The organism is Lelliottia amnigena (genome assembly GCF_019047465.1).
Taxonomy (GTDB): Bacteria; Pseudomonadota; Gammaproteobacteria; order Enterobacterales; family Enterobacteriaceae; genus Enterobacter; species Enterobacter amnigenus.
Genome location: NZ_CP077236.1, coordinates 505,393 through 529,046, shown reverse-complemented (window position 1 = coordinate 529,046; position 23,654 = coordinate 505,393). Strand labels below are relative to the sequence as shown.

Sequence of the window (23,654 nt, the reverse complement as noted above, 5' to 3'; positions counted from 1 at the left end):
TCTTTCACCTTCACAAAAGAAACCGGAGAATGGATTAGAATGAGTGAAAAAATATTGCAAAACCGGCATGATGAATATCATAAATTAACCCGCGGCGAGCGGATTGGTTATGGCATGGGTGACTTTGCGCAAAACCTTGTGTTCGGTACAATAGGTGGTTTTCTGGCTCTTCATATGTTGACTGTAAATACAATCAGCACAGCAACTGCAGGGTTTATATTTCTGTTTGTCCGAATCATCAATGTTGTATGGGACCCGATGGTTGGGACTTATGTAGACAAACGAAGTTCACCCGCGGGGAAATATCGCCCCTGGCTTTTGAGAGCAGGCGTTCCACTTGTTATTCTGTCAGCTTTACTTTTCGCACCCATTCCTGGCATCAGGGGATCGGTTCCATTTGCATTTATCGTTTACCTCGCGCTGGATTTAGTCTATTCCGTTGTGAACATTCCTTATGGTTCGCTTAATGCATCACTGACAAGAGATCCGGAATCCATTGATAAACTGACCAGCACGCGCATGATGCTGGCCAACAGTGCCAATCTTCTTGTCTATACTTTATTCCCTATGTTTGTACAAATGGCCTCCCCAAAAGATCGAAGCCTCAAGGATACGGGTTTCTTTGGCCTTAAACTTAATATGGGGAACTACACGGATCCATCAGCGAATTATGCCTGGTTTGGCGTTTATTCGATATATATGATATTAGGCGCGGTGGCGCTTTTCATCTGCTATAAATTTACCAAAGAACGTGTGGTGGCAACTGCAGAACAGACGGCCAACGTTAAAGCGACAGATCTGTTCCTTGAACTCAAAAATAACCGACCGCTTATCATACTCGGATTATTTTTCATGTTGGCCTTCACGTTCATGTTTTTTGTGAACACCGTTAATGGCTTTTTCAATCAATATGTTGTTAACCATTCTGAATGGATGGGGGCTATCGGCCTTGTTGCTTCAATTCCGGGCATTTTATTCCCAATTTTTTGGTCAAAACTCAAGAAAATTTTTGGCAAAAAAGGCTTCTTCCATCTGTTCCTCGCCATGTTTATTGTCGGCCAGTTGTTGACTTACGTTTGGTCACGCTCAGGAATGCATGATGAACTCTGGCTTGCTTACATCGCAACATTCATTAAACAGTGGGGCTTAAGTTCAGCCACGGGTTTCATGTGGGCACTTGTCCCTGAAGTGATTGCTTATGGCGAATTAAAATCAGGCAAGCGAAATGCAGCAATCATTAATGCGATTATGGGGCTCTTTTTCAAAATTGGTTTTACGATTGGCGGTGCGATTCCACTTTGGTTACTCGCCGCTTATGGCTTTAACGAAACGGGCGCATATCAAAATACAAATGCGATCGACGGAATCATCATCACAGCGGTTTGGATTCCCATCGCTTTAGCCGTTATTTCAATGATTGTCATTCAAATCTATCCAATCTCAGACGAAAATGTCACAGATATTAACCGCCAGCTTGATGAGATACGCGTATAGTTTGAAGAGTCATTATAAAACTTAGTAAATATAAAATAAAATTCTCAGAAAAGGTCTAATGATATGTCGCTTATTCAAAACCCTATCTTACCTGGATTTAATGCAGATCCGAGTATTATCCGTGTAGAGGACACCTACTATATTGCAAACTCAACCTTTGAATGGTTCCCAGGTGTTCGTTTACATGAGTCGAAAGATCTTAAACACTGGAATCTTCTCCCAAGCCCACTGTCAACCACTGCGCTTTTAGATATGAAAGGCAATCCTTCATCCGGGGGGATTTGGGCACCGGCTCTCTCTTATGCTGATGGCAAATTCTGGCTGGTTTATACGGATGTGAAAATCACGGAAGGCGCTTTTAAAGATATGACAAACTATCTGACCACCGCGACAGATATTCGTGGTCCATGGACCGATCCGATTAAACTTAATGGTGTGGGTTTTGATGCGTCACTATTCCATGACGACGATGGGCGTAAATATATCGTTCAGCAAACCTGGGATCACAGAGAATACCATCATCCCTTTGATGGCATTACGTTGACTGAGCTCAATACACAAACTCTGAAATTAAAACCCGAAACAGCGCGGACTCTTTATCGAGGCACTGCCGTTGCTCTCGTCGAAGGGCCACATCTCTACAAACTGAACGGGTATTATTATCTTTTTGCTGCTCAGGGGGGAACCGTATTTACCCATCAGGAGGTTGTGGCACGGTCAAAAACGTTAGATGCCAATAGTTTTGAGACGCAGCCGGGGGAAGTGTTCTTAACGAATGTCGATACGCCAGACAGTTACATTCAGAAGCAAGGACATGGCTCTTTAGTTTCAACTCCTAAAGGTGAATGGTATTACGCTTCGCTGTGCGCGCGCCCGTGGAATCGGCCTGGTGAGTCTGTTTACGATCCTCGTGGCTGGTCAACTTTGGGTAGGGAAACGTCCATCCAAAAAGTGTATTGGGATAAAGAGGGCTGGCCACGTATCGATGGCGGTCACGGTGGTAAAACGTTTGTCGAAGGACCCACTGATGCCATTTATACCGAAAGTGCAAAAGATCATAGCCAATACGATGAATTTAAAACGCCGACACTCGATCCTAACTGGAGTACGCTCCGTGTCCCTTTCACTGAAAAAATGGGAACAACAGGCGATGGAAAGCTAACGTTAATAGGCCAGGGTTCTTTAGCGAATACCCATGACCTGTCGCTTATTGCCCGACGTTGGCAAGCCTTTTATTTTGACGCGCACGTCAAAGTTAAATTTAATCCCTTTAATTATCAACAAATGGCAGGCTTAACGAATTATTATAATGACCGTCACTGGAGTTTTGTATTCATTACCTGGAATGAAATTAATGGCGCCGTAATCGAAGTTGGCGAGAATAATCGCGGGAAATATACGTCACATCTGAAAGATGAAGCAATCAAGATTCCAGAAGATGCGGAATACGTTTGGTTCCGCACAAAAGTTCGCAAGGAAATTTATACTTACGAATACAGTTTTGATGGGATCACATTTGTTGAAATCCCTGTCAAATTAGATTCCGCCGTTCTTTCAGATGATTATGTTTTGCAAAGCTATGGCGGGTTCTTTACCGGCGCATTCGTTGGCCTGGCCGCTGTGGACTATTCTGGTTACGACGCCCGCGCTGAGTTTTACAATTTCAATTATCAGGAGTTGGGCGATGCATTAGTTGATAGTGACACGTATAGCTGGGAAGCCTTTGAATCGCGTGTTTATTAAATGCTTAAACGTAAATTCAGATGAGAAGTGCAGCGCCCGGTCATGATGGGTACCGATAAGCACGGCTTGCCGTGCTTATCGTCTTTTTACGGTATTGTGCTCTCTGCTCGTGCAGGAACGGATGGCTGTTTTTGTTTCACGGCAATCCCTACTGCCAGGCCGCCAATAATGAGCGTGAGTCCCCACGACACCCACATCGAACCGCTGATCCCTAATGCTTTGTTTAACTCCGCATACGCATAAGGCGATACCGCGGCCATGAGCTGAGCGGGGATCAATAGCACGCCCGTTCGCCGTGCATAATCCTCAGGTGCGAAAAGTTCCAGAGGGAGGGTGGCTTTGACGATCGTGACCAGGCCGTTGATCGCGCCATACCCCAGAACAAACCCGGCGGCAGATTCGATAAACACCGAGCTGCTTATTCCCAGTAAAAAGCACAGTGGCATGGCGAGCGCGGTAATGAGCATGAGCTGCGTTGGCGTTAATCTCGCGCCAGCCATCACGTCTAACAAGCGCGCGCCCGTCTGACCAATGCCCCATAGCATCCCAATCGTAACGGGCAAACCCGCGTTCGCGATAAATTCCGGAAGGTGCGTGGATGTTCCATTTGAGACAAACGTGATCAACGCGATAAACGCAGCATAAAGCCAAGCGTTTAAGCGAGCGTGAGGTTGTGGGGCGACAGGAGCCTTCGGTGTAGCTTTTACTGTAAGGGTCTGATGGGGTAGCACGCGTATCAACGTCGCACTCAATAGCCCGAAAAGAGCATACATCAGCAGCGCTTCTCGCCAGCTCATTATCGTCAGCAACGCTGCACCCAGCGGCCAAAAAATTGCAGAAGCGAGTCCGCCAGCCAGAGTGACACGAGAGATCATCCGTCGCGCATTTTGCCCGTAAAGATTCACAAGGGATGCGAACAACGCGTCGTACAAAGACAGACGCATACCGACTCCCGCCAGCAGCCACGCGCAATACCAACCCGCTAAAGCGTGTGATTGAGCCATTATCAGGCAGCTAATCGAAATCAGTAGCGTGCCGCACATCACCACTCTCTGCCCGCCAAAACAGGCCAGTAATCGGGCCACAAACGGTGAAACGCCAGCCATCACCAGCATGGCCATAGTCAATCCCAGATAGATTTGTGGTGATGACCAGCCCGTCTCGGTCGCAATGGCGCGCGCGAAGGTTCCCGGCATATAAAACGAAATTCCCCAGTTGATTAGCTGATTGCTTCCAGCGGCAAGCGAAAGAAGGCGGGGGGCGGCCGGTGTTTTCATTATGTTTCATTCCTTTAGGCAGTTGTCCTCAGCATACTGCGCGCGGTATGGTGCTGGCAGGTCCCTGTGTTTATGAACGCGATAAGAGAAACTTTGCGATGACGGTGTTGAATCTGGGTAATCTGGCGACCTTCCGACTGGTCATCCAGCGCGGCAGTTTTTCTGCTGCTGCGGATGCGCTTGGGCTTTCTCAACCTGCGGTGAGTTTGCAGATTCGCCAGCTTGAGCAGTTTCTCCAGACACGTTTAGTTGAACGCACCGGACGCGGCGTCAAAGCCACGGCGGCGGGCCTGGCATTACTGAATCATAGCGATCGTATTGAACATGTGGTCGATGAGGCGATTTGCTCGGTGAGGGCGTTGAGTGACGAGATCGGTGGCACAGTGACGATAGGGACGGGCGCAACGGCATGTATTCATCTGCTGCCACGACTACTACAGCAACTACGACAGGATCATCCGCTGCTGGGCGTCGGCGTGACGACAGGCAACACGCTTGATATTGTCCGAGCCGTCGAGGAAAACCGTCTTGATATCGGACTTGTGACCCTTCCGGCAAGCGGTCGTTCGCTTGATGTGATGCCGATTCTGGATGAGGAGTTTGTCTTTATTATTGCGCGCGAGCAGGGGGACCGAATATCGCAGCTCACCCCCGCGATTTTGCATACGCTGCCGCTGATTGCGTTTGAATCAGGGAGCGGAACGCGGGCGCTTATCGATGGTTGGTTTCAAGGGAGTGCTTTTTCGGTCACGCCAGTGATGCAGTTAGGCAGTATAGAAGCCATCAAACGTATGGTGAGAGCAGGGCTGGGATTCAGTATTGTCCCGAGAATGGCGGTTCAGCATGCAGCGGATCGCGAGGGTTTAACCGTCGGTTCACTGGATCCCATTCTGCATCGGCAGTTAGGTATCGTCATGCGTCAGGACAAAATTCTCAGTAAAGGAATGGCTGAAGTGATTCGGTTGCTGCGTCAGGAAGCTAGCGGTTTGTGGTATCCAGTGGCTGAGTAACCTGTTGAGACTGAATTTTGTCCTGATGATGATACCAGGCGCCAATAGAGGAATAAACGAAGCGACCAAAGAAAAACAGAAAGCTAATCAGCAATATAATGCGGGTCATTCGAGTGTTAAATCGATGTCGTTTGTGCATACGCGTTGCCTGACTCACTGTATTTTCCTGGGCATACCCTTTCGGGCGATGCGGCTATTAAGGCACAGTGGGAAGAAGGGGTCAATTATGGCAAGTGTAAAAATTCGTCAATGTTTACATTAATTATTGTTATCGATGATGATTCAAGTATTTATCGCTTTGATAGAAAAGAGAAAACAGCACAATAATCTTGTCATAAAAACCTTTTTTGAACAATATAGTTTGATTTAAGTCAATTCCTGTCGGTCATTGAGCACTAAAATTCTCCTGCCATCGTGTTTATATCTCGCAAGCAGTATGTGGCAATGATGTCAGGATGGATGCCTGTCTGAAATTCTCTCTGGATTAAAGGACTTATATTGGACATCTATGAAAATTCTGGCATTCCTTAAGAAAAATAAAGACCGTTGGTGGGCTCTTCCTCTCATTTTGCCGGTTGCTTTACTCCCCGTATTTAGTGTCGCCAGCACGTATGCGCAATTAAGCGGTGGCCTGGTTGCGCTCTATTATATGCCTTTGGCATTTTTACTCGCCACGATGTTGTTTTTTGGCCTCGCGGCAGTGCCCGGTATTATTCTGGCGCTGTTTTGCCGCTACTACCCTACCACCGGGTGGTTCGAAACCATCGCTATTATTTGTCATTTTATCGTTCCGCTGATCCTCAGTTGGGGGGGATATCGCGTGTTTGCCCCGCATCGCAACATGGTGGCATATGGTGATGACCGGCTGATGGCGCAACGTATCTTTTGGCAGGTCATCTGTCCGTCGACCCTCTTTTTGCTGCTGTTCCAGTTTGCGGTCTATCTGGGTATCTACGCGACGCGTCAGAGCATGGTCGGTATAAATCCAATGAGTATCCGCACCTTGATTAATTATCAAGGCTTGCTGGTGGGAGGGTTGACGGGCGTGCCGTTCAGCTATCTGTTGATTCGTGTGATTCGCCATCCCCGCTATCTGAAAGGGCTTATCTCCCAAATCCGACTGCAAATTGACAAAAAAGTGAGCGTCGCAGAAGTTGTCATCTGGGGCGGAGTACTGGTTGGACTGTTGTCTCTACTGCTCATACCCATCAATGAAAACAGCTCAATATTCAGCACCAACTATACGCTGTCATTGCTGATGCCTGTGATGCTTTGGGGCTCAATGCGTTTTGGCTACAAGCTGATGTCGTTGATCTGGACTCCGGTTCTGATGGTGTCCATTCATTATTTTTACCGCTACATCCCGCTGTATCAGGGTTACGATATCCAGCTGGCGATCACATCATCAAGCTATCTCGTTTTCTCGTTTGTGGTGATTTATATGGCCATGCTGGCGACACGTCAGCGCGTCATCATGCTTCGCGCCAGCCGACTGGCGTTTCTCGATCCCGTCGTTCATATGCCTAACCTGCGTGCATTGTCGCGTGCGCTGACAAAATCACCGTGGTCAACGCTGTGCATGCTCCGCATCCCAGAGCTGGAAGTGTTAGGGCGCAATTACGGCGTGCTGTTGCGGATCCAGTACAAGCAAAAGCTCGCCGCGTGGATTAACGGTACGCTCGAGCAAAATGAGTGCGTCTATCAATTGTCGGGATACGATCTGGCTGTACGACTGAATACAGAGTCGCATTCCGTGCGAATCGAGGCGCTGGATGAACACATCAAGCAGTTTCGGTTTATCTGGGATGGCATGCCGCTGCAGCCGCAGATCGGCGTGAGCTATTGCTGCGTGCGTTCTCCTGTAAACCATCTTTATTTGCTGTTGGGTGAGCTGAGCATCATTGCGGATTTATCATTATCCACCAATCATCCTGAGAGCTTACAGCAGCGCGGGGCAGCGCATCTGCAACGGAGCCTGAAAGATAAAGTGGCGATGATGAATCGTTTGCAAGCGGCGCTTGAACATAACGAATTTGTGCTGATGGTGCAGCGGGTGCAAGCCATTCGTGGCGATCACTACCATGAAATTTTGCTGCGCATGCCGAATGATAATGGCACGTTACTCTCACCGGACACCTTCCTCCCCGTTGCACAGGAATTTGGTTTGTCGTCGCGAGTGGATTTATGGGTGCTTGACCGCACGCTGCAGTTTATGGCGACACACCGCGAAAGGCTGCCGGGCATGCGGTTTGCCATCAATCTATCGCCCTCAACGGTATGCCGCTCGCAATTCCCCCTTGAGGTTAATCGGTTACTTAAGAAATACGCGATTGAAGCCTGGCAAGTAATCTTCGAAATCACCGAAAGTAGCGGTTTTGGCAATGCCGTTTTGGCCGATCAGATCGTCAAACAGCTTCAGATGATGGGCTGTCGAATTGCTATCGACGATTTTGGTACGGGATACGCAAGCTATGCCCGACTGAAAAGCGTCGACGCAGATATTCTGAAAATTGATGGCAGTTTTATTCGCAATATCGCCGACAACAGCCTCGACTATCAAATCGTTGCCTCTATTTGCCATTTGGCGCGGATGAAGAAAATGCTGGTCGTGGCGGAATACGTGGAAAGTGAAGCGATACGCAGCGCCGTCACCGCGTTAGGAATTGACTATTTGCAAGGCTATTTGATCGGTAAACCTGAACCGCTTGAAGAGCTTGTCGAGACTCAGACGTCGTTGTCAGACGCCTGAGTCTCACGCGTTATGCCGCAATTTCCGGTGATTCTTCTTCTTCGATTTTCAACAACCAGCCCGTTACGGCTTCCCAGTATTGCTGCTCTTTTTCGAGATCCAGCAGTACTAGCGCATTCTGGCTAAACCAGCCATGCGGGAAGCTCAGCGTCCAGTGATGGTCATCAGTTTTCAGCCTTAACGTTGGCGGCGTGGTTGTCGCCTGGCGCTGATTATTGAGTAACACACCCAGGCGCAACAGCTGGATCAACGGCAGGAACTGCTTTTTCTTGAACAGCGTAAAGCGCGGCAAATCGTCCAGCTTGATCGCTTTACGATGGTAGCGCACCAGCGTCGCCATCATGGTTTGCTGTTCCTGATTAAAGCCTGGCAGATCGCTGTTTTGCAGAATGTAGGCCGAGTGGCGATGCATTCCGCTGTGGTTAATGTTCAGACCCACTTCGTGCAGGGTGGTGGCCCATTTGAGCAGTGCCGCCAGCTGTGGGTGCGCCAGTTTGGGATTTTGCGCTTCCCACTGTTCATAGATATGCGTTGTGGTTTCCAGAACGCGCTTGGCTTGCTCACGGTCAATGTTGTACTGATTCGCCAGGCTTTGCGCGGTGCGGCTGCGAATATCCTGATGGCGGAAGCGACCTTCCATTTCGTACAGCACACCTTCACGCAGCGCACCGTCAGAAAGACGCAGTTCGCGGATCGCCAGGGCATCAAACACGCCGCACAAAATCGCGAGGCCAGGCACAAATACAGCCTTACGCTCGTCGGAAAGCCCCGGCAGGCTGAGCGAATCGAAACTCTTGTGTTTCAGAACCTCTTCGCGCAGCATTTCCAGGCGTTCCGGGGTGATAAAACCGTCTTTTTCGCCCATCGCCAGCAGCACTTCGTGAGAGGCCTTGATACTGCCGGATGCGCCTAGCGCGACATTCCACCCCTGGATACGATATTGCCACGCCAGTGATTCGAGCTTTTGTACTGCGGCCATGCGCGCACGCTGGAAGTTCTCACGGGTGATCGCGCCGCCAGGAAAGTACATTTGTGCAAAGCTGACGCAGCCCATACGACGGCTTTCGACCAGTTTTGGCTCGAAATTTTCGCCAATCACCAGCTCCGTCGAACCTCCACCGATATCGATGACCAGCTTGCGGCCTTTTTCCGGCTGGGTATGTTCCACGCCCATGAAAATCAGACGCGCTTCTTCATTGCCCGAAATGATTTCAATGGGGTAGGGGATCACTTTTTCGGCGCGTTTCAAAAACTCCGGCGCGTTCAAAGCCTGGCGCAGAGTATGCGTGCCGACGATACAGACGCTGGATGCGGAAAAGCCTTGCAGCCGCTCAGCAAAGAGTGACAGGCAGGCTAAGCCACGCTCCATCGCCTCTTCGCTGAGCATGTTTTTATCGTCAAGACCGTCGGCCAAATGGACGCGCTGCTTGAGGCGACCGATGATCTGCATCGCGCCATCGACTTCGCGGGCGATGACCATATGGAAGCTGTTAGAACCTAAATCGACCGCAGCAAATTCCTGCGGTCGTGGGGTCTTATCATTTATCGGCATAGGTTAATCAGGTTGCTCGAGTGATTTGATATAATCGTAAATCGCCAGTTGTGCGCGCACTTTGCGGCGGTTGCCGCGCTGCACATAGCGGTTACTCAGTTCTTTGTCGATATAACGCGCTTTTACGGTGTCACTCAGTAAAAGTTCGATAATATCCAGGATCTGCTGCTTCAGACGCGGGTCCAGCAGCGGGGTGGCGACTTCAATTCGGTAATCAATATTACGCGTCATCCAGTCCGCAGAGGAGAGATAAACCTGTTTATCGCCACCATTTTCGAAAATATAAACGCGATCGTGTTCGAGATAGCGGTCAACGATACTGATCACCCGAATATTGTCGCTGATGCCTTCAAGTTCAGGAATCAACGAGCACATTCCGCGGATCAGCAGGTTCACCGGCACGCCGGAGCTTGAGGCGGCGTAAAGTCGGTCCACCAGTCCTTTGTCGACCAAATTGTTGAGTTTCAGCGTAATGCCTGATGGCTCGCCTTTCTGCGCTGCGGCGATCTCTTTGTCGATCATCGCGTACAGAAGTCGGCGCGAGTTCTGTGGCGAAACCAACAGATAATCGAAATTCACCGGACGATACGGATTCTCAATAAAGTTAAATACCCGACGCACTTCGTTGGTGATGCGCGCATCGGCGGTTAGCAGCGAGTAGTCGGTGTAAATCCGCGCGGTTTTCTCGTTAAAGTTGCCGGTGCCGATATGGGCGTAGCGCACCACGTCTTCGCCTTCTTTGCGCGAAATCAGGAACAGCTTGGCGTGAATTTTCAGGCCTGGTGCCGAGAAGATAACGTGTACACCGGCTTCAGTCAGACGACGCGCCCAGTGAATGTTGGCCTCTTCATCAAAGCGAGCCTGCAACTCCACCACTACCGAGACTTTTTTGCCGTTGTGCGCAGCGTGGATCATCGCATCAATAATGCGCGAGTCTTTCGCCACGCGGTAAATATTGATTTTGATTGCCAATACGTTGGGATCGAACGAGGCCTGGCGCAGCAGTTCCAGCACGTGTTCAAACGTGTGGTACGGGTAATAGAGCAGCACGTCGCGCTCGCGGATGGCGTCAAATCCGTTACGGAATTTATCGAACCAAATATGACGCAGGCGGGGCAGCGGCTTGTTGACCAGATTGGCTTTGCCGACGTTCGGGAAACCAATAAAGTCTTTAAAGTTGTGATAACGACCACCCGGCACGATGGAGTCATAGCGGGAAATCGTCAGCTTATCGCGCAGCATTTCCACCAGCGCATCGGGCATATCGCGCTGATAGACAAAGCGCACCGGCTCTGCCGTCAGGCGTTGTTTCAGGCTCGACGACATCAGCTCCATCAGACTGGCTTCCATCTCATGAACCAGATCGTATTCGGCATCACGGGTCATTTTCATCGAATACGCGTTCAACGCATCGTAATCGAAGAAGCCCTTGAAGATATCGTCCAGGCAATAGCGCAGGATGTTATCCAGCAGGATCATTGGCTTGCGTCTGCGTGGCGTTTCCGGCGGCAGATTGACGAAGCGCGGCACTTTATCCGACGGGATTTCCAGCAGCGCATAGCGAATGGACTCGCCGCGAATAATTTCAACCGCCAGATAGGTGTAGTCATCCTTCAGGAATTGCACCAGATCCGTTTCACGATTGATCAGAATCGGCGTGATGTGCTGACGCAGATAATGTTTGAAATAGTGCCGCAGCCAGGCTTGCTGATTGGCAGAAAGCTGACGTTCGTTAATCAGGAAAATCTGGTTGCGCGCCATTTCCAGCAGCAGTTCGTTATACAGACCGTCGAATTCCTGATCTGCCTTCAGTACTCGCGCCTGAATTTTGCCTAGCAGATGACGCGAATGAGAGTTCAAACCCTGCTCTTCGCTGATGATAATCCGCCGTTTCAGCTCAGCAAAACGCACCTTGTAGAATTCATCCAGGTTATTGGAGTAAATCCCCAGAAAACGCATACGCTCAATCAGCGGGTTGCTCTTATCAGCCGCTTCCTGAAGGACACGTTCGTTGAACGCTAACCAGCTTAGCTCTTTCTCGATGTATAACTTTTCCTGACCCATTACAACTTACACTCCGTTTCAATCACGGGACGCAGCAAATCCGTCTCGATTCTATTATGGCGAGCTTTGCCACGAGATGTCCAACTGTGCCAGAAAAGTATGACAGTAAACCGACCACGCAGCGTGAAAATTAGCGCTAAACCTCCTGATTATTTATGGTTTTTATGAATGGCAGGCAACAAAAAGCCGGCAATCGCCGGCTTGAATAATCATTCTTCTGAAGCATGCCCCTGAGGGGGCAGTTTTACGCCATCGAGCCAGGCTGCGTGTTCACGCATCTCCAGGCGCCCATCGACGAACCAGCTCACCACAAGCGGGTAAATGGCATGTTCCTGCGCCTGAACGCGATCCGTAATGTCATCTTCGTTGTCGCCATCAAACACCGGGACTTTGGCCTGCAGAATAACCGGCCCGCCATCCAGCTCATCGGTGACAAAATGCACCGACGTGCCATGTTCCTCATCACCATTTTCCAGCACCTGACGGTGGGTATACAGACCCGGATATTTTGGCAGAAGAGAAGGGTGGATGTTCAGCAGGCGTCCGGAATAATGCGAGACAAACGCGGGGCTAAGAATTCGCATGTAACCGGCGAGCACCACGACATCTGGTGCATAGGCGTCAATTTCCTGGACCAGTTCGCGGTCAAACGCTTCGCGGCTGGCAAACTGAGCGGCTTCAAGCGCGTGCGCGGGGATGTGCGCTTCGCGTGCGCGCTCAAGGCCGAACGCATCGGCCTTGTTGCTGAAAACTGCGCGTAGGGTGCCATTAATCTGTTTCTGTTTGCAGGCGTCAATGATTGCCTGCAAATTGCTTCCGTTACCGGAAATGAGCACCACTATATTTTTCATTCAATGACCACACGCTCGTCGGAATCAGAGGCTTTGATGATACCGATTTTCCACGCGTTTTCACCTTTTGCCTGCATCAGGCTAATGGCATTGTCTGCTTCACTGGCTGGCAGCGCGATGAGCATCCCAACGCCGCAGTTGAAGGTGCGATACATCTCGTGCTGGCTAACGTTACCCGCTGTTTGCAGCCAGTTGAACACGGCTGGCCACTGCCATGAGGATTCGTCAATCACGGCCTGGGTATTATCAGGAAGAACACGCGGGATATTTTCCCAGAATCCGCCACCGGTCAGGTGGGCGATGGCATGAACATCAACGTTCTCAATCAGCTCAAGAATATTTTTGACGTAGATGCGGGTTGGCGCGAGCAGGTGATCGGCCAGCGGCTTGCCTTCAAGCTCGATAGTTTCTGGATTGCTTCCACTCACCTCGAGGATTTTACGCACCAGCGAGTAACCGTTAGAGTGCGGGCCGCTGGATCCCAGCGCAATCAGCACATCGCCATCGGTCACTTTGCTGCCATCGATAATTTCTGATTTTTCTACTACACCGACGCAGAATCCCGCGACGTCATAATCTTCACCGTGGTACATCCCCGGCATTTCTGCCGTTTCACCACCGACCAGCGAACAGCCAGACTGCAGACAGCCTTCAGCGATCCCGGTGATTACGCTTGCTGCGGTATCAACGTCGAGTTTGCCGGTGGCGTAATAGTCGAGGAAGAACAGCGGCTCAGCACCCTGTACGACCAGGTCATTGACACACATAGCGACCAAATCGATACCGATGGTGTCGTGGCGTTTAAGATCCATTGCCAGACGCAGTTTCGTTCCCACGCCGTCAGTGCCAGAAACCAGAACAGGTTCGCGATATTTTTGCGGCAGTGCACACAGTGCGCCGAATCCACCCAGACCGCCCATCACTTCAGGACGGCGGGTCTTTTTCACCACACCTTTGATTCGGTCAACCAGCGCATTACCTGCGTCAATATCAACACCGGCATCTTTGTAGCTGAGAGAAGTTTTGTTGGTCACGGCTCAAGTCCCCACGCGATTGCATTGCGATAGTAAGAAAAATCGGCGCAATTCTAACAGTCCAGGCAAACGTTTGCGAGCCTAATCTGTTGTCACAAAAAGTCGCTGGAAATTTACACATTTAACCCTCGCGCGAAGACAAACTTGATACCGTTCACGAAAATGAAACCGGTTTCTGTAATGTGCTTGCAACCCCTTATGGCATTGCACATGATTCCACTGAAACCGGTTTCTGTAATGGTTTTTGCAGAACATAACGCAGACTGAGGGAAAAAGCATGCCAGTATTCAAAGAAGGTTTTCTGTGGGGTGGCGCGGTCGCGGCACATCAGCTGGAAGGCGGCTGGAAAGAGGGCGGCAAGGGTGTCAGCGTTGCCGATGTGATGACCGTTGGCGCCCATGGCGTACCGCGAGAAATCACCAACGGCGTTTTGCCGGGTAAAAACTACCCAAACCACGAAGCCATCGACTTTTACCATCGCTATAAAGAAGACATCAAACTTTTTGCCGAGCTGGGCTTTAAATGTTTCCGCACCTCGATTGCCTGGACACGCCTTTTCCCGAATGGTGATGAGCTGGAACCCAATGAAGCCGGTTTGCAGTTCTATGACGATCTGTTCGACGAATGCCGGAAATACGGTATCGAGCCGGTGATTACCCTTTCCCACTTTGAGATGCCCTACCATCTGGTCACTGAATACGGCGGCTGGCGTAATCGTAAGCTGATCGATTTCTTTGTGCGTTTCGCAACGGTGGCTTTTGAGCGCTACCAGCACAAAGTGAAGTACTGGATGACGTTTAACGAGATCAACAATCAGGCTAATTTCCACGAAGATTTCGCGCCCTTTACCAACTCCGGTCTGAAGTATGAGCCGGGTGAAGATCGCGAGCCGGTCATGTTCCAGGCGGCGCATTATGAACTGGTGGCGAGCGCGCTGGCGGTCAAAGCCGGACGTGAAATTAATCCGTCGCTGCAAATCGGCTGCATGATCGCGATGTGTCCAATCTATCCCCTGAGCTGCGCGCCGAACGACATCATGATGGCGATGAACGCCATGCACCGTCGCTACTGGTTCACCGACGTGCATGTCCGTGGAAAATATCCTCAGCACCTGCTCAACTACTTTGAACGTCGCGGCTTTGCGCTGGACATCACGGCAGACGATATTGCCGCGCTGCAACAAGGCTGTGTGGATTACATCGGTTTCAGCTATTACATGTCGTTCGCCACCAAAGCGACGCCAGATAACCCGCAGCTGGATTACGACGAAAGTAAAAGTCTGGTTTCCAATCCGTACGTGCAAAAATCTGACTGGGGCTGGCAGATTGATCCGGTTGGGCTGCGTTATTCCCTGAACTGGTTCTGGGATCACTATCAGCTGCCGCTGTTTATTGTTGAAAATGGCTTCGGTGCCATTGACGTGCAGGAAAGCGACGGCACGGTGAACGATCAGTACCGCATTGATTATCTTGCCGCGCATATCAGTGAGATGAAAAAAGCCGTCGTTGAAGATGGCGTCGATCTGATGGGCTACACCCCGTGGGGTTGCATCGATCTGGTTTCTGCTGGAACCGGCGAGATGAAAAAACGCTACGGGTTCATCTTCGTTGATAAAGATAACGAAGGCCACGGCACGCTTAATCGCAGCAAGAAAAAGTCTTTTGAGTGGTATCAGAACGTGATTGCGACCAACGGCGAGTCGCTCTAACCCTTGTAAATGACCAATAAGCCCCGCGATGCGGGGCTCTTTTTTGTCTTGATGTAGACTCAATATCGCAGTATTCATCACTTTGCTTGATCGTCGTCAAGCAAGATGGGTATGGCGCACTCCGAAAAAAGCGGTATAATCCGGCGATTTTTTTTGCGGTAGCCACCTCAGAGGAGAATGAGAATGAAGATTGTGGAAGTGAAGCACCCACTCGTTAAACACAAGCTGGGCCTGATGCGTGAGCATGACATCAGCACGAAGCGTTTTCGCGAACTGGCCTCTGAAGTTGGAAGCTTACTCACTTACGAAGCAACATCCGATCTGGCCACAGAAAAAGTGACCATTGAGGGCTGGAACGGTCCGGTTCAGGTTGAGCAGATCAAAGGTAAAAAAATTACCGTTGTGCCAATCCTGCGCGCAGGTCTGGGTATGATGGAAGGCGTGCTGGAGCATGTCCCGAGCGCGCGCATCAGCGTTGTCGGCATCTACCGTAATGAAGAAACCCTTGAGCCTGTTCCGTATTTCCAGAAGCTGGTTTCTAACATCGATGAGCGTATGGCGCTGGTCGTTGACCCTATGCTGGCAACCGGTGGTTCGATGATTGCGACTATCGATCTGCTGAAAAACGCCGGTTGTAACAGCATTAAAGTGCTGGTGCTGGTTGCGGCTCCAGAAGGTATTGCGGCGCTGGAAAAAGCGCACCCGGACGTTGAGCTGTACACGGCTTCTATCGACCAGGGTCTGAACGAGCACGGGTACATTATCCCGGGGCTTGGCGATGCCGGCGACAAGATTTTTGGTACGAAATAATCGAATAACGAATAAGAAGCCGACTTTGATAGTCGGCTTTTTTTTGAATAAAAACACCAACAACTCACAACACTTGAGGAAAACACTATGACGCGCCGTACTATCGGGGTGAGTGAAAGACCGCCGCTTTTGCAAACAATCCCGCTTAGTTTGCAGCACCTGTTTGCCATGTTTGGCGCAACCGTGCTGGTGCCAATCCTGTTTCACATTAACCCGGCCACCGTGCTGCTGTTCAACGGCGTCGGTACGCTGCTTTATCTCTTCATCTGTAAAGGAAAAATCCCAGCGTATCTGGGTTCAAGCTTTGCGTTTATTTCGCCGGTTCTGCTGCTGTTGCCGTTAGGATACGAAGTGGCATTGGGCGGTTTCATCATGTGCGGCGTGTTGTTCTGCGTTGTTGCCTTTATCGTCAAAAAAGCCGGTACCGGCTGGCTGGACGTGATGTTCCCTCCTGCGGCGATGGGCGCAATCGTTGCCGTCATTGGTCTTGAGCTCGCAGGCGTCGCTGCAAACATGGCGGGTCTGTTGCCGGCCGATGGGCAATCGCCTGACTCTAAAACCATTATCATCTCGCTGGTCACCCTGGGTGTGACCGTGTTTGGTTCCGTCCTGTTCCGCGGTTTTATGGCAATTATCCCGATTCTGATCGGGGTGCTGGCGGGCTACGCGCTCTCCTTTGCGATGGGCGTGGTCGACACCTCGGCGATTGCGCAAGCGCACTGGTTTGCATTGCCAACGTTCTACACCCCGCGCTTTGAATGGTTTGCTATCTTCACTATTCTGCCTGCCGCGCTGGTGGTGATTGCCGAGCACGTTGGCCATCTGGTGGTGACGGCGAATATTGTTAAAAAAGACCTGATCCGTGACCCTGGTCTGCATCGCTCGATGTTTGCGAATGGGCTTTCTACCATGATCTCCGGTTTCTTTGGCTCAACGCCAAATACGACTTACGGTGAAAACATCGGTGTGATGGCGATAACCCGCGTCTACAGCACCTGGGTAATCGGCGGGGCGGCAATTTTTGCGATCCTGCTCTCCTGTGTTGGAAAGCTGGCGGCAGCCATTCAGATCATCCCTGTTCCGGTCATCGGCGGTGTGTCTTTGCTGCTTTACGGCGTGATTGGTGCGTCCGGTATTCGCGTGCTGATTGAATCCAAAGTGGATTACAATAAAACGCAAAACCTGATCCTGACCTCGGTCATTCTGATCATCGGCGTGAGCGGTGCGAAGGTGCATATCGGTGCGGCAGAGCTGAAAGGCATGGCGCTGGCCACCATCGTTGGCGTGGGGCTGAGCCTGATCTTCAAACTGATCTCCGTACTGCGTCCTGAAGAAGAAATTTTGGACGCGGAAGACAGCGAAAACGTGTCACATTGATCGTTAAACCGGGTGGACGATCCGCCCGGTTCTCTCATTGCAGGTTCCGTGGTAAACTCTTCGCCGATTTTACGTAAGACCTTAATCGAGGTATTTCTGAACGGACCGGCACAGCTCTCTCTGCCACTTTATCTTCCTGACGACGAAACTTTCGCGAGTTTTTGGCCGGGTGATAACCCCTCTTTACTGGCTGCGCTGCAAAACGTGCTGCGCCAGGATCACAGCGGATACATTTATATCTGGTCACGCGAAGGCGCGGGACGCAGCCATCTTTTGCATGCCGCCTGTGCTGAGCTTTCGCAACGTGGTGATGCGGTTGGCTATGTGCCGCTGGACAAGCGCACGTGGTTCGTACCGGAAGTGCTCGACGGCATGGAACATCTTTCGCTGGTGTGCATCGACAATATCGAATGTATTGCCGGGGATGAGCAGTGGGAAATGGCGATGTTCAATCTGTATAACCGGATTCTGGAATCGGGCAAAACCCGTTTACTGATCACCGGCGATCGCCCGCCGCGCCAGCTCAATCTTGGCTTACCGGATCTGGCATCTCGCCTGGATTGGGGGCAAATCTACAAGCTGCAGCCGCTGTCCGACGAAGATAAGCTTCAGGCGTTACAGCTGCGTTCACGCCTGCGTGGATTTGAGCTTCCTGAAGACGTGGGCCGTTTTCTGCTTAAGCGCCTGGATCGCGAAATGCGTACACTCTTTGATACGTTGGATCAGCTCGATCATGCGTCGATTACCGCCCAGCGTAAGCTGACGATCCCGTTTGTGAAAGACACACTGAAACTATAATTTTGCCGCCCGACGTCATTGCCCGGCGGCGTTTCACTTGCTTTGGCCTACAACCTCTGCCTTTTTTGATGCATTTCGATCCATTCATCCATTATTTTAATATCGAGCAACAAATGTTCCACCAATAGCGGAATCGGTCTGCCTGATGCCACGCTACGGCCACTTTCGCGCCATAACGCCGTACCGCTGATATCCAGATGTGCCCACGGAATTTGCGGCGGGCAAAAATGATGTAATAACCACGCCGCCGACGCACTTATCGCGGCATTGTTGGTGGGCGTATTACACAGATCGGCGATCGCGCTTTCAGTCTGTTTTTTCAGCCGCGCATCCAACGGCAGCGACCACACTTCGTCTCCGCTCTTGATTCCTGCTCGGGTTAAATGATCCCTTAAACGCTCATCCTGCGTCATCAAACCACTTAGTTCATATCCCAGCGCCTTCACCACCGCGCCCGTCAGGGTTGCTATGTCGATAATATAATGCGCCTGCGGATGACGCTGGCTCGCCCACGCAATGGCATCGGCCAGCACTAATCGCCCTTCAGCGTCGGTGTTATTAATTTCTACCGTCATGCCGTTGCAGGCGCGCGCCACCGTACCGGGCTGCATCGCGTCTGGCCCGATCGCATTTTCCGCCAGCGCCAGTACGCCCATCACCCGCACAGGCAGATTCAGCTCAGCGATAGTCAGCATGAGCCCCATCACGTTTGCTGCACCGCACATGTCGTATTTCATGGTGTACATGCCCGCACCGTCTTTAAGCCACAGACCCCCGGTATCAAACGTGATGCCTTTACCGACGTAACAACGCACCGGGCCGTCCTTGATACCGTCGTAATGGATTGCCAGCAGTCGTGGTGGGCAGGTAGCGCCTTTACCAACGGCATGCAGCAGCCCCATCCCTTGATCAATAATCTGCTGTTCATCAAGTACTTCGCAGCGCAGGGAAGGGAAAGCGGCACAAAATCTTTGCGATTCCTCGACCACAAACTGCGGCGTGCAACGGTCAGAGGGCATATCCGATAGCCGCCGCGCGGCGATCATCCCGTTCGCCGTCGCCTGTTCCTGAAGGAAAACCGACGTTAAACGTTCTTGCTGCTCGGGCAGACACAGTGCGGTGATGTGGCGAAGGCGAATTGCCGAGGAATCCGTCTTTTTCAACTGCAAATCGCTGAGCCGATGCGCCTGGTTGAACAGAAAACGCAGCAGCTTCGCCAGTACGGTGTCATCAACGTGAGTGACGTCAATAATCACGTTTTCGCTTGCCGGAGCAGAAAAAAGGGGCCGCAGCGCAGCGAGCAAACTTTCGCCTGAATTGTCCTGCCACAATGCGTCCGGCAGAAGGGTGATGCGCGCAAACGGCGCACAGCCGAAGCGGGTATCGGCGACATTTTTTGCGTCGCGCATCTCATGCAGCAAGGCGGTATCGGGTAGCTGGCTGCATGACGCGCGGGCAATCAAATGGCCCTCAGGCTCCGCCTGGGAAAGGGCGCTAATGAACTGATAAGTCGTCATGATTACTCCTCAATCGGCGCACGAATGCGTGCGGCATAATCCTGCATCCACAGGTCATCGACAGGCTGATAATGGGTTTTCTCATGCTGACGCTCGGTGCGAAAAACGGTGAGGGGCTGACGCGCAGTGGCGACGACAAACGAGAACGTCTTGATATTGGTTGCTGCGCCAAATTCCCCTTTGCTATTCATGCAGACCACCGAGAGATCGCCCACGCGCCCGAAGCGCGACATCAGCTTGTCTTCCAGTTCGAAGACCACGGAATCCGCCGCCTGCTGCGGGGTCATACCCTGAGCCATACGACGTACGATTTCGTAGCTGGTACAGCCTTTCATCAGGTCTTCTCCCACGCCTGTTGCGGTCGCCGCACCCGTTTCGCTGTCGCAGTAAAAACCGGAGCCAATGATGGGCGAATCGCCTAGTCGCCCGCGCTTTTTCATGAACAGACCGCTGGTGGACGTGGCGACGCTCATCGAACCGTGACTATCCAGCCCGATAATCCCGACCGTATCGTGCCCGTTATAGGGGCTTAATCCTTTATCCAGCGTTTCACGACAGCGCTTGCGATAGTGCTGCAACGCTCTGTCGGTGAGCATTTTCTTGTCGGCGAAGCCCTGACTGAGCGCCCATTCACGCGCACCCTGACCAACCAGCAGACTGTTATAGCGCTGGCGACTCAAGGCATGCGCCACGCGGATCGGATTCGCGATGTCGACCAGATTGCCGACTGCGCCGAAGGCCAGCGTGTCGCCATCCATATAGGCGGCATCCAGCTCAACGTCACCGTTCTCGGTTGGCAGACCGCCATAACCGACGGACTTATAAAACGGGAAGTCCTCGACGGTCGCGACGGCATCGACCACCGCCGTTGAAACCGGCTTTCCCGCAGCCAGGGCCGCTGCCGACTCCGTGACCCCTTCCAGCGCCATTCGCCAGGTCGCAATAATTCCCCACATGGTTTACTCCTGTTTAGCCAGCGTGGTTTCAGTTGGCATCGCGGTGGCAAGCTCCGCGGCGCGGTATTGTTTGTCCAGGATGCGCATAAACGGCAGGTAGAGCATCGCGCCGATAAGCAGATTGAGGAGCTGCATCACGCTGCCGCTAATGTGCCCGGTGACGATAAATCCACTGATCACCGGCGGTAGCGTCCAGGGGATGAACACACCCGTCGTCACCGCCACCGCGCCGAGTTGCATCGCGGCATATTGCACGGTGACGAGCACCAGCGGCACCAGATTGAACGGGATGAGCATGATCGGATTCATGATGACCGGCAGACCAAACAGAATTGGCTCATTGATGTTAAATACCGACGCCCCCGCGCCAAGTCGTGCCACTTCGCGCATGTTTTTACTGCGAGCAAAAATCAGCATAGCAATGACCAGAGACAGCGTTGCACCTGCGCCGCCCATCCAAATCATGTCAAAAAACTGTTCGGTGATAATGTGCGGCGGGGTGACGCCAGCCTGAATGGCGGCGATATTGTCGGTCTGATTTTCCATCCACAGTGGACGAATAATGCCGTTAATCATTGAGCCGGAGTTAATGCCCACTGACCACAGAATGGTGATGCTGAACACCGTCATCAGCGCACCAAAGTAGGATGTCCCGTAATGGCGCACTGGCGTGGCGACCACGTCGTAGATGAACTGGTGAATGGTGTTGTAGTGGGTGTTTTCAAACGCGATGCGAATCATCAGCACCAGAATCATGACCACCAGTGCGGGGATCAGCGCGGCGAACGATTCCTGTACCGCAGGCGGTACGCCTTCTGGCATTTTGATCACCAGATTTTTGCGCTTGAGCCAGCAGAACAATTCAGTCCACAGCAGCGAGCCAATCATCGCCACAAAGAGCCCTTTGCTGCCGATCCATTCCACGGGTATGACCGTGATGCCGCCGTTCTCTGCCACTTTGATAAACGGCGTGAGGATCAGGAAACTGACCAGCGCAAGAATGCCGCACGACACGCGGTCTTCATTGTAGTGCTCCGCCAGTCGGTAGGCGACGAGGAAGCTGATAAACAGCGACATTGTGGAGAACACTGCATTGAAGGGGATCTCGATAATGGCGCTCCAGCTCGCACCAAAAGCCTGAGACATAAACTGCTGGTAGGTCTGATTAGGGAAAGAAGAGATAACCAGCAGGATCGAGCCGACAATAATAAATGGCATGAAAGAAACATAGGCGCCACGAATAGCCCCCAGATGACGCTGCTGAGCCGTTTTAGCCGCCAGTGGCATCAGTTTTGCTTCAAGAAATCCCAGAACATTGTTCATTGTGAACTCCGTACAAGATTGAGTGACGTGGTTTATGTTATGTGTGTGGATTATCAGTGGAGCGTGACGATAAAAAGGTGAAATCGGTCACAATGCAATCACAGTGTGAATGTATATCTCATAAGATTGGTTAGAGAAAATTTAACGGAATCCTTTCGATGGAAATTAAACTGCACGCCAATGCAACCACCACGCCGCGTATTCGCCGGTATCTTCAGAAGTCCGATAAAAGTGACAAAGAGCTCTCTCTGGAACTGGGGATATCCATCACCACCGTTCGGCGCTGGCGTCACCGCGAGCATATTTCAGATAACCACACCACACCCAAATTGATACACAAAGCGATGAGACAAGAGCAGATCTCGCTGATTAATGCCCTGCGTGATGCCACAGGCGCGCCGCTTGATGAGCTTCTGCTGGTGGTCAACGATTTTCTGGGTATTCGCGTCTCTCGCGCGACATTAAACCGCTACCTAAAAGCAGCGGTGACACCGCGTCAGGGCGCGCCGCTGAGCGGCATCAAAGCGATAAAGGCGGGGCAACGACCGGACCATCTTGAACTTCATCATCTTTCACTTTCACTGCATATGGACGACGGCGGCGAGCACCATGTGCTCTGGGCGCGGGAGCCCGTCAGCGGCTGGTGTTTTGCGCGGGTTTACGCGGGGATATCGCCACAATTACTTGTGAACTGGACTCGCGAGCTGCTAGAGGCTTGTCCGACCGATATACAATCTATTGAGACTTTTGGTTTTGAGTCGCCCTTTATCCCTGATGGGATAACCCTGAAAATCGGTAGTGGAAAGCAAAATACCGTGCTGGTGACGGCGCGGCTGGTGGAGATTATTCCGCGTATTCAGGCTGAGCCGGTGGAATGCTTACTGGCAACAATGTGTGCGTTTTATAACGAGGGGAAAGCGCAGAAAAAACTGGGAGATCGCACGCCGCAGGCCTTTCTGAAAGCGCTGCGGCGTCAGGATTAGTTGAGGATATCGAGCACAGCTTCCGGCGGACGGCCAATACGCGCCTTGCCATGCGCGACGACAATTGGGCGTTCAATCAGTTTCGGATTGTCGACCATTGCCTGAATCAGCTCATCTTCCGTCAGCTGGCTGTTCGCCAGATTTAACGACCTATACAGATCTTCTTTCTGGCGCATGAGTTCCCGCGCGCTTGTCATATTCAGCATGCTCAACAGTTGGCGGAGAGTCTGTGCGTCTGGCGGCGTCTCCAGATACAGTACCACTTCCGGTTCGACGCCTTTTGACTTCACCAGTTCAAGCGTTTCGCGGCTCTTGGAGCAGCGTGGGTTATGATAAATTTTTACCGCGTCTGACATGAATTCTCCTTTTATTCATCACGCTTCACGTTGCGGATGCCTTGGCTTTTCG

19 protein-coding genes are annotated in these 23,654 nt (G+C 51.6%); 9 read left to right on the top strand and 10 right to left on the bottom strand.

The features are described from left to right. The first annotated feature begins 54 nt into the window (after positions 1-54). Positions 55-1,494 carry an MFS transporter gene (locus I6L74_RS02495; RefSeq protein WP_164841603.1) on the top strand — a complete coding sequence of 480 codons (1,440 nt, stop codon included), beginning with the start codon at positions 55-57 and terminating at the stop codon, positions 1,492-1,494. Between the two features lie 63 nt (positions 1,495-1,557). Further along, on the top strand, positions 1,558-3,237 hold the full coding sequence (locus I6L74_RS02490) for a glycoside hydrolase family 43 protein (protein ID WP_059179433.1): 1,680 nt from the start codon (positions 1,558-1,560) through the stop codon (positions 3,235-3,237). 86 nt (positions 3,238-3,323) lie between these two features. On the opposite strand, the gene I6L74_RS02485 is transcribed toward I6L74_RS02490, so the two are convergent. After that, the gene (locus I6L74_RS02485; RefSeq protein ID WP_059179432.1) at positions 3,324-4,514 is read right to left on the bottom strand and encodes an MFS transporter; all 1,191 of its coding nucleotides are present in this window, start codon (positions 4,512-4,514) and stop codon (positions 3,324-3,326) included. Positions 4,515-4,612: 98 nt separating this feature from the next. Between I6L74_RS02485 and I6L74_RS02480 the strand changes: the two genes are divergently transcribed. Then, a complete protein-coding gene (locus I6L74_RS02480; RefSeq protein ID WP_059179504.1) occupies positions 4,613-5,524 on the top strand; it encodes a LysR family transcriptional regulator in 912 nt (303 codons plus the stop codon). Here I6L74_RS02480 and I6L74_RS21350 read toward each other — a convergent pair. Beyond that, positions 5,493-5,663, bottom strand: a complete 171-nt coding sequence (locus tag I6L74_RS21350) for a YfgG family protein (RefSeq protein WP_072241889.1) — start codon at positions 5,661-5,663, stop codon at positions 5,493-5,495. The genes I6L74_RS02480 and I6L74_RS21350 overlap by 32 nt on opposite strands. A gap of 369 nt (positions 5,664-6,032) precedes the next feature. Between I6L74_RS21350 and I6L74_RS02475 the strand changes: the two genes are divergently transcribed. Then, positions 6,033-8,273, top strand: coding sequence for an EAL domain-containing protein (locus I6L74_RS02475; RefSeq protein ID WP_059179431.1), 2,241 nt, complete (start codon positions 6,033-6,035; stop codon positions 8,271-8,273). A 10-nt stretch (positions 8,274-8,283) separates the two neighbouring features. Here I6L74_RS02475 and ppx read toward each other — a convergent pair whose 3' ends face one another. The 4 genes from ppx to purM all read right to left on the bottom strand — a co-directional run bounded on the left by ppx (position 8,284) and on the right by purM (position 13,774). Next, positions 8,284-9,825 (bottom strand): exopolyphosphatase, encoded by a 1,542-nt coding sequence (gene ppx / locus I6L74_RS02470; protein ID WP_059179430.1) that lies wholly within the window; start codon positions 9,823-9,825, stop codon positions 8,284-8,286. Positions 9,826-9,828: 3 nt separating this feature from the next. After that, on the bottom strand, positions 9,829-11,889 hold the full coding sequence (gene ppk1 / locus I6L74_RS02465; protein WP_059179429.1) for a polyphosphate kinase 1: 2,061 nt from the start codon (positions 11,887-11,889) through the stop codon (positions 9,829-9,831). Positions 11,890-12,098: 209 nt separating this feature from the next. After that, positions 12,099-12,740 (bottom strand): phosphoribosylglycinamide formyltransferase, encoded by a 642-nt coding sequence (purN, locus tag I6L74_RS02460; RefSeq protein WP_059179428.1) that lies wholly within the window; start codon positions 12,738-12,740, stop codon positions 12,099-12,101. Further along, a complete protein-coding gene (gene purM, locus I6L74_RS02455; RefSeq protein ID WP_059179427.1) occupies positions 12,737-13,774 on the bottom strand; it encodes a phosphoribosylformylglycinamidine cyclo-ligase in 1,038 nt (345 codons plus the stop codon). Before purM ends, purN begins: the two co-directional genes overlap by 4 nt. A gap of 277 nt (positions 13,775-14,051) precedes the next feature. On the opposite strand from purM, the gene I6L74_RS02450 reads away from it, so the two are divergent. From I6L74_RS02450 to I6L74_RS02435, 4 genes are all read left to right on the top strand, one after another. Beyond that, positions 14,052-15,482: a 6-phospho-beta-glucosidase gene (locus I6L74_RS02450; protein ID WP_059179426.1), complete on the top strand. Its 1,431-nt coding sequence runs from the start codon at positions 14,052-14,054 to the stop codon at positions 15,480-15,482. A gap of 183 nt (positions 15,483-15,665) precedes the next feature. Continuing rightward, positions 15,666-16,292, top strand: a complete 627-nt coding sequence (upp, locus tag I6L74_RS02445) for a uracil phosphoribosyltransferase (protein ID WP_015959982.1) — start codon at positions 15,666-15,668, stop codon at positions 16,290-16,292. Positions 16,293-16,379: 87 nt separating this feature from the next. Continuing rightward, positions 16,380-17,669, top strand: a complete 1,290-nt coding sequence (gene uraA, locus I6L74_RS02440) for a uracil permease (protein WP_059179425.1) — start codon at positions 16,380-16,382, stop codon at positions 17,667-17,669. 96 nt (positions 17,670-17,765) lie between these two features. Beyond that, positions 17,766-18,467, top strand: a complete 702-nt coding sequence (locus I6L74_RS02435; RefSeq protein WP_189683356.1) for a DnaA inactivator Hda — start codon at positions 17,766-17,768, stop codon at positions 18,465-18,467. Positions 18,468-18,514: 47 nt separating this feature from the next. Here the strand turns inward: I6L74_RS02435 and I6L74_RS02430 are convergent, their stop codons facing one another. From I6L74_RS02430 to celB, 3 genes are read right to left on the bottom strand one after another with little or no spacing between them, the layout of a single operon-like run. Further along, a complete protein-coding gene (locus tag I6L74_RS02430; RefSeq protein ID WP_059179424.1) occupies positions 18,515-19,984 on the bottom strand; it encodes a leucyl aminopeptidase family protein in 1,470 nt (489 codons plus the stop codon). Between the two features lie 2 nt (positions 19,985-19,986). Continuing rightward, a complete protein-coding gene (locus tag I6L74_RS02425; RefSeq protein ID WP_059179423.1) occupies positions 19,987-20,940 on the bottom strand; it encodes a glycosylasparaginase in 954 nt (317 codons plus the stop codon). A gap of 3 nt (positions 20,941-20,943) precedes the next feature. Beyond that, positions 20,944-22,263 carry a PTS cellobiose transporter subunit IIC gene (gene celB / locus I6L74_RS02420; RefSeq protein ID WP_059179422.1) on the bottom strand — a complete coding sequence of 440 codons (1,320 nt, stop codon included), beginning with the start codon at positions 22,261-22,263 and terminating at the stop codon, positions 20,944-20,946. Between the two features lie 158 nt (positions 22,264-22,421). On the opposite strand from celB, the gene I6L74_RS02415 reads away from it, so the two are divergent. After that, entirely contained in the window at positions 22,422-23,246 is an 825-nt protein-coding gene (locus tag I6L74_RS02415; RefSeq protein ID WP_059179421.1) for a hypothetical protein, read from the top strand. On the opposite strand, the gene arsC is transcribed toward I6L74_RS02415, so the two are convergent. Then, positions 23,243-23,602, bottom strand: coding sequence for an arsenate reductase (glutaredoxin) (gene arsC / locus I6L74_RS02410; protein WP_059179420.1), 360 nt, complete (start codon positions 23,600-23,602; stop codon positions 23,243-23,245). The genes I6L74_RS02415 and arsC overlap by 4 nt on opposite strands. Between the last annotated feature and the right edge of the window lie 52 nt (positions 23,603-23,654).